The sequence below is a fragment of the Paenibacillus sp. ATY16 genome, assembly GCF_003399985.2.
GTDB classification, from domain to species: Bacteria; Bacillota; Bacilli; order Paenibacillales; family Paenibacillaceae; genus Pristimantibacillus; species Pristimantibacillus glycanilyticus.
This window is the reverse complement of record NZ_NMOK02000048.1, coordinates 1-353: the sequence shown is the minus strand read 5'-3', so window position 1 is coordinate 353 and position 353 is coordinate 1. Positions and strand designations below refer to the sequence as shown.

Here is a 353-nt window from a genome sequence, read left to right as displayed (position 1 = left end):
GGTTCCAATCTGCACGTTATATCCCGGCTTCAACTGACCATTGCGCAGATGGTCTTCCTTCATGCGCATGAACGTCGCATCGGTGTCGGTTTTGCTGAAGCTGTTTCGGCTACCGAGTGTATCTTGCTGCCCTTCATATTTTTGCAAGCGCGGAAGAAGATCTTTCCGAACAAGGCGCACAGCTTTCTTTAACGGTTTATCCTTCGGTTTTTCTTGAAGCTTACTTTCAAGCCGTTGAACAGCTTGCTCCAGCTTTTCGCTCGTGATGGCGGAAGCCTCTCCGAGTTCAGGAAGGTCTAAGTTATTCAGTGCCTGATCTTTCTGTTTCTCTGCCTCTTCAATGGCAGCGAACA

The 353-nt window shown here is 48.7% G+C and carries 1 pseudogene; it reads right to left on the bottom strand.

The window, feature by feature from the left end:
- Nucleotides 1-353 (bottom strand): annotated as a pseudogene (locus tag CFI03_RS25435) (IS1182 family transposase); the annotation flags it as partial.